This window comes from Streptomyces sp. NPDC006265 (assembly GCF_040613555.1).
GTDB lineage: Bacteria > Actinomycetota > Actinomycetes > Streptomycetales > Streptomycetaceae > Streptomyces.
Genome location: NZ_JBEXSH010000735.1, coordinates 1 through 4067, shown reverse-complemented (window position 1 = coordinate 4067; position 4067 = coordinate 1). Strand labels below are relative to the sequence as shown.

The window sequence follows — 4067 nt, the reverse complement described above, 5'->3', positions numbered from 1 at the left end:
CCCGCCCCCCGGCCGCCCCTCACCGCCCCCCGGGCTTCCCCGACTCGGTCTTACCCCCCACGACCCGGTATCTGCTCTACGGGCTGCTGCCCAGCTGGTTCGTGCCCGGCGTGGCGGACTGGGTGATGCACCGGCGGACCCGCATCGAGGACACCGCGGGGACCAAGGAGTCCCTCATCCATTCGCTGATGATGGCCGAGGTCGGCATCCCGATCGCGCTGACGCTGCGCTACGAGGTCAATCCGCTGCTGCTGAGCGTGCAGCTGGGCGGGGCAGCGGTGCACGAGGCGACGGCGCTGTGGGACGTGCGTACGGCCGTCGGGAGCGAGCGCGAGGTCAAGCCGGTCGAGCAGCACATCCACAGCTTTCTGGAGTCGCTGCCGTTCGGGGCGCTGGCCGCCCTGATGTGCCTGCACGCCGACCAGGTCACGTCACTGCTGCGCGGCGGCAGGGGCGACCCCGACGCGTGGCTCCTGGTGCCGCGCCGGCGGCCCCTGTCGCCCGGCTACCTGGCGGGCATCGCCGCCGCGATCGGCACGTGTGTGCTGCTGCCGTACGGCGAGGAGCTGCTGCGGTGCGTGCGCGCGGGCCACAAGAAGGACAAGCGCAACAGGAAAGGACGTTGAACATCATGCGTATCGCGTTTCTGGTCGCGCCCGAGGGCGTCGAGCAGGTCGAGCTGACCGAGCCGTGGCAGGCAGCGAAGGACGCGGGTCACGAGCCCGTCCTGATGTCGACGCAGCAGGGCGAGATCCAGGCCTTCAACCACCTCGACAAGGCGGACACGTTCCCCGTGGACGAGGTCGTGGGCGACACCTCGCCGGACTCGTTCGGCGCTCTCGTGCTGCCGGGCGGCGTCGCCAACCCGGACTTCCTGCGGATGGACGACAAGGCCGTCGCGTTCGTCCGGGACTTCTTCGAGCACGGCCGGCCCGTGGCGGCGATCTGCCACGCGCCGTGGACGCTGGTCGAGGCGGACGTCGTACGCGGCCGGGAGTTGACGTCCTGGCCGAGCCTGCAGACGGACATCCGCAACGCGGGCGGCACCTGGGTCGACAAGCAGGTCAAGGTCTGTGACCACGGGGCGAACAAACTGGTCACCAGCCGCAAGCCGGACGATCTGAAGGCGTTCTGCGAGACGTTCCTCGACGTGTTCGCGCACGAGGCCGCCTGAAGGATCCTCGCGCAGGAGGCCGCCTGAAGGCACCCCCCGCCGACCGCGAGCGGCGTCGGCGCGGGGCGTGCCGGTCGGGTTCCGGTCGCGTCCTTGGAGGGGCTCAGGTGCCGGGGGCCGTGGGAGTCGCCGACTCCCCGCTCCCCCGCTCCCGGGCCCCTTCGCGGGTGCGGCCCGCGGCCACCGGGCGGCGCGGATTGCGGCGCAGGTACTCGCCCTCGAGCTGCGCCATGCGCTCGTTGTGGGCGCGCAGCGCGTCGTTCGAGCCGTAGAGCAGCGTGTCGTGGCGCGTGCGGTGGATGGTCTCCAGCTCTTTCATGAGCTGCTGGTCGTCCAGCCGGTCAGGGTCCACTCCGGTCATCGTGTCGCCCCGCTCCTCGTGTTCGTCCATGCGGTCCGGGTACCCGCCCCCGGAGCACCTGAGCACTACCCCCGAGCGGCATCCGGGAGGAACCATGGATCTCGCCTTTCTGCACCCACTGTACGAACACTCCGGGCCTTGGGCCTCCGTGTACGTCGACACCTCACGGCACACGGAGGGCACTCCCCACGAGCGGGAGCTGACGGCCCAGGCGATGGCCAGGGAGCTGGCCGCGCAGGGAGCGGACGAGGCGACCTGCCGGGCCGTGCAGAGCGCGATCGAGGAGCTGCGGCACTCCTCCGAACCGCACGGCCGGGCCCTGTTCGCACGCGCCGGCGAGGTCGTTCTCGACCCGCCGCTGGTCCGTCCCCCGCGGGGCGGTGACTGGGCCGGATGGGCGTCGCTGCCGCGGGTCGCGCCGCTGCTGGAGCTGGCCGGGGAGGACCCGGTGTGCGTGGTGGCGTACGTCGACCGCAAGGGCGCCGACTTCGAGCTGCGCAGCGCGCTGGGCCGGGAGGACGCCGGAAGCGTGACCGGCCGGCAGTGGCCCGTGCACCGGACGAGCTCCGCGGACTGGTCCGAGCGCCAGGGACTCCCGGTAGCCCTCCAGCGCGGCCGGGACGCCGCGCAGCCGCTCGGCGATCGCCGCCCAGTCCTCCTCCGTCTGCGCCGGCGTCACGGTGAACACCTGGCGCACCGCATGCGCGATGGAGCTCAGGTTGCTGACGGAACGCAGGCTCTCGTCGGCCTCGTGCACCGCGAGTTCGGCACCCAGCCGCTCGCGCAGCAGTCGCGCGCACCGGCGCTCGATGTCACTGTCCGCGCCGGGCAGCCGCTCGGCCTCGTCCAGCCGGGCCAGCGTCCGCCGCGCCAGCTCCGCGAGCGCCTCCTGCCCCGCGGGCGAGGTGTCGGGCAGCCTGCTCGAACTCTCCTTGTCGCCGAGGAACGTGCCGGTGATCGGGTCGAGGGTGACGAGCTCGTCGACGTACGCGTCGGCGACCTCTCGGGGCAGCGGGCTCTTGATCTCAGGCATGCGGCCATCCTCGTACGACGGACGGCGCACGTCACGCCGATTGAGCCGAGGGCGAAGGCGGCAGCAGCGGCCCGCACTCCCACTGCTGGAAGATCAGCCGTGTCTCCACCCGCGCCACCTCCCGCTGCGACGTGAATTCGTCCAGCACCAGCCGCTGCAGGTCGGCCATGTCGGCGACCGCGACATGAACCAGATAGTCGTCGGGACCGGTCAGATGGAACACCGTCCGCGACTCCGGCAGGACCCGGATCCGCTCCACGAACGGCCCCACCAGCTCCCGGCGGTGCGGTCTGACCTGCACCAGCAAGAGAGCTTCCAGCCCCCGCCCCAGCTTGGCCGGATCCAGCTCCAGCCGGTGCCCGAGAATCACGCCCGACCGGCGCAGCCGCGTCACCCGGTCCAGACACGTCGACGGTGCCACCCCGACCTGTGCGGCGAGATCCCGGTACGTCGCCCGGGCGTCGTTCTGCAACAGCCGCAACAGATGGAGATCCACCGGATCGAGTACGACAGATTCAGCCATCGGCCGAACGTAGCACGGGACACGCACCCGGCAGCCCGGTCGATGTTCACCCTTGCCCACCATGGACATGGACACAACGAGCACGCGCGCCCACGACGCCCTACGCACCGCACCGCGAGCCCTCGCCACCGAGGCCGTGCACGCCGGGCGGGACGACCTCGCCCGGCAGGGGCTGCACACCCCGCCCATCGACCTGTCCACCACCTACCCCTCGTACGACAGCCGCGGCGAGGCGGCCCGGATCGACGCGTTCGCCACCACCGGCGCGGAGCCGGACGGCCCGCCCGTGTACGGACGGCTGGGCAACCCGACCGTCGCCCGCTTCGAGACGGCCCTGGCCCGCCTGGAGGGCACCGAGGCGGCGGTGGCCTTCGCCAGCGGCATGGCCGCACTCAGTGCCGTCCTGCTCGTCCGCGGCTCCATGGGCCTGCGGCACGTTGTCGCCGTACGCCCCCTGTACGGCTGCAGCGACCACCTGCTCACCGCCGGGCTGCTGGGCTCCGAGGTGACCTGGACCGACCCGGCCGGCGTCGCCGACGCCCTGCGCCCGGACACCGGCCTCGTCCTGGTCGAGTCCCCGGCCAACCCCACGCTCGCCGAGGTCGACCTGCGGGCTGTCGCACACGCCTGCGGCTCGGTGCCGCTGCTCGTGGACAACACCTTCGCCACGCCGGTCCTCCAACGCCCCGCCGAGCAGGGGGCCCGGCTGATCCTGCACAGCGCCACCAAGTACCTCGGCGGCCACGGCGACGTCCTCGCGGGCGTGGTCGCCTGTGACGAGGAGTTGGCGGGCCGGCTGCGGCAGGTGCGCTTCGCCACGGGCGGTGTCCTGCACCCGCTGGCCGGCTACCTGCTGCTGCGGGGTCTGTCCACCCTCCCCGTCCGGGTCCGGGCCGCGACGAGCCGGGCCGCGTCGGCGAGGGACAGCACGCCCGCGACATGGGCCGCGGCGAGCTCGCCGATGGAGTGCCCGGTG

General features: G+C 72.6%; 4 protein-coding genes and 3 pseudogenes. 4 read left to right on the top strand and 3 right to left on the bottom strand.

Going from position 1 to position 4067, the window contains the following annotated elements; all coding sequences use genetic code 11:
- Nucleotides 1-71 precede the first annotated feature (71 nt).
- Nucleotides 72-626 carry a diguanylate cyclase gene (locus ABZ281_RS38695; protein ID WP_356662696.1) on the top strand — a complete coding sequence of 185 codons (555 nt, stop codon included), beginning with the start codon at nt 72-74 and terminating at the stop codon, nt 624-626.
- 5 nt (nt 627-631) lie between these two features.
- Nucleotides 632-1174, top strand: coding sequence for a type 1 glutamine amidotransferase domain-containing protein (locus ABZ281_RS38690; RefSeq protein WP_356662694.1), 543 nt, complete (start codon nt 632-634; stop codon nt 1172-1174).
- A 103-nt stretch (nt 1175-1277) separates the two neighbouring features.
- Here ABZ281_RS38690 and ABZ281_RS38685 read toward each other — a convergent pair whose 3' ends face one another.
- Nucleotides 1278-1565 carry a DUF6158 family protein gene (locus ABZ281_RS38685; protein ID WP_030843794.1) on the bottom strand — a complete coding sequence of 96 codons (288 nt, stop codon included), beginning with the start codon at nt 1563-1565 and terminating at the stop codon, nt 1278-1280.
- A 64-nt stretch (nt 1566-1629) separates the two neighbouring features.
- On the opposite strand from ABZ281_RS38685, the pseudogene ABZ281_RS38680 reads away from it, so the two are divergent.
- Nucleotides 1630-2211, top strand: a pseudogene (locus ABZ281_RS38680) (hypothetical protein); the annotation flags it as partial.
- Here ABZ281_RS38680 and ABZ281_RS38675 read toward each other — a convergent pair.
- Together ABZ281_RS38675 and ABZ281_RS38670 are read right to left on the bottom strand one after the other, a co-directional pair.
- Nucleotides 2113-2568: pseudogene (locus tag ABZ281_RS38675) on the bottom strand (DUF885 family protein); the annotation flags it as partial. The pseudogenes ABZ281_RS38680 and ABZ281_RS38675 overlap by 99 nt on opposite strands.
- A gap of 31 nt (nt 2569-2599) precedes the next feature.
- Nucleotides 2600-3091: an Lrp/AsnC family transcriptional regulator gene (locus ABZ281_RS38670; protein WP_356662693.1), complete on the bottom strand. Its 492-nt coding sequence runs from the start codon at nt 3089-3091 to the stop codon at nt 2600-2602.
- A gap of 67 nt (nt 3092-3158) precedes the next feature.
- On the opposite strand from ABZ281_RS38670, the pseudogene ABZ281_RS38665 reads away from it, so the two are divergent.
- Nucleotides 3159-4004 (top strand): annotated as a pseudogene (locus ABZ281_RS38665) (PLP-dependent transferase); the annotation flags it as partial.
- Nucleotides 4005-4067 lie beyond the last annotated feature (63 nt).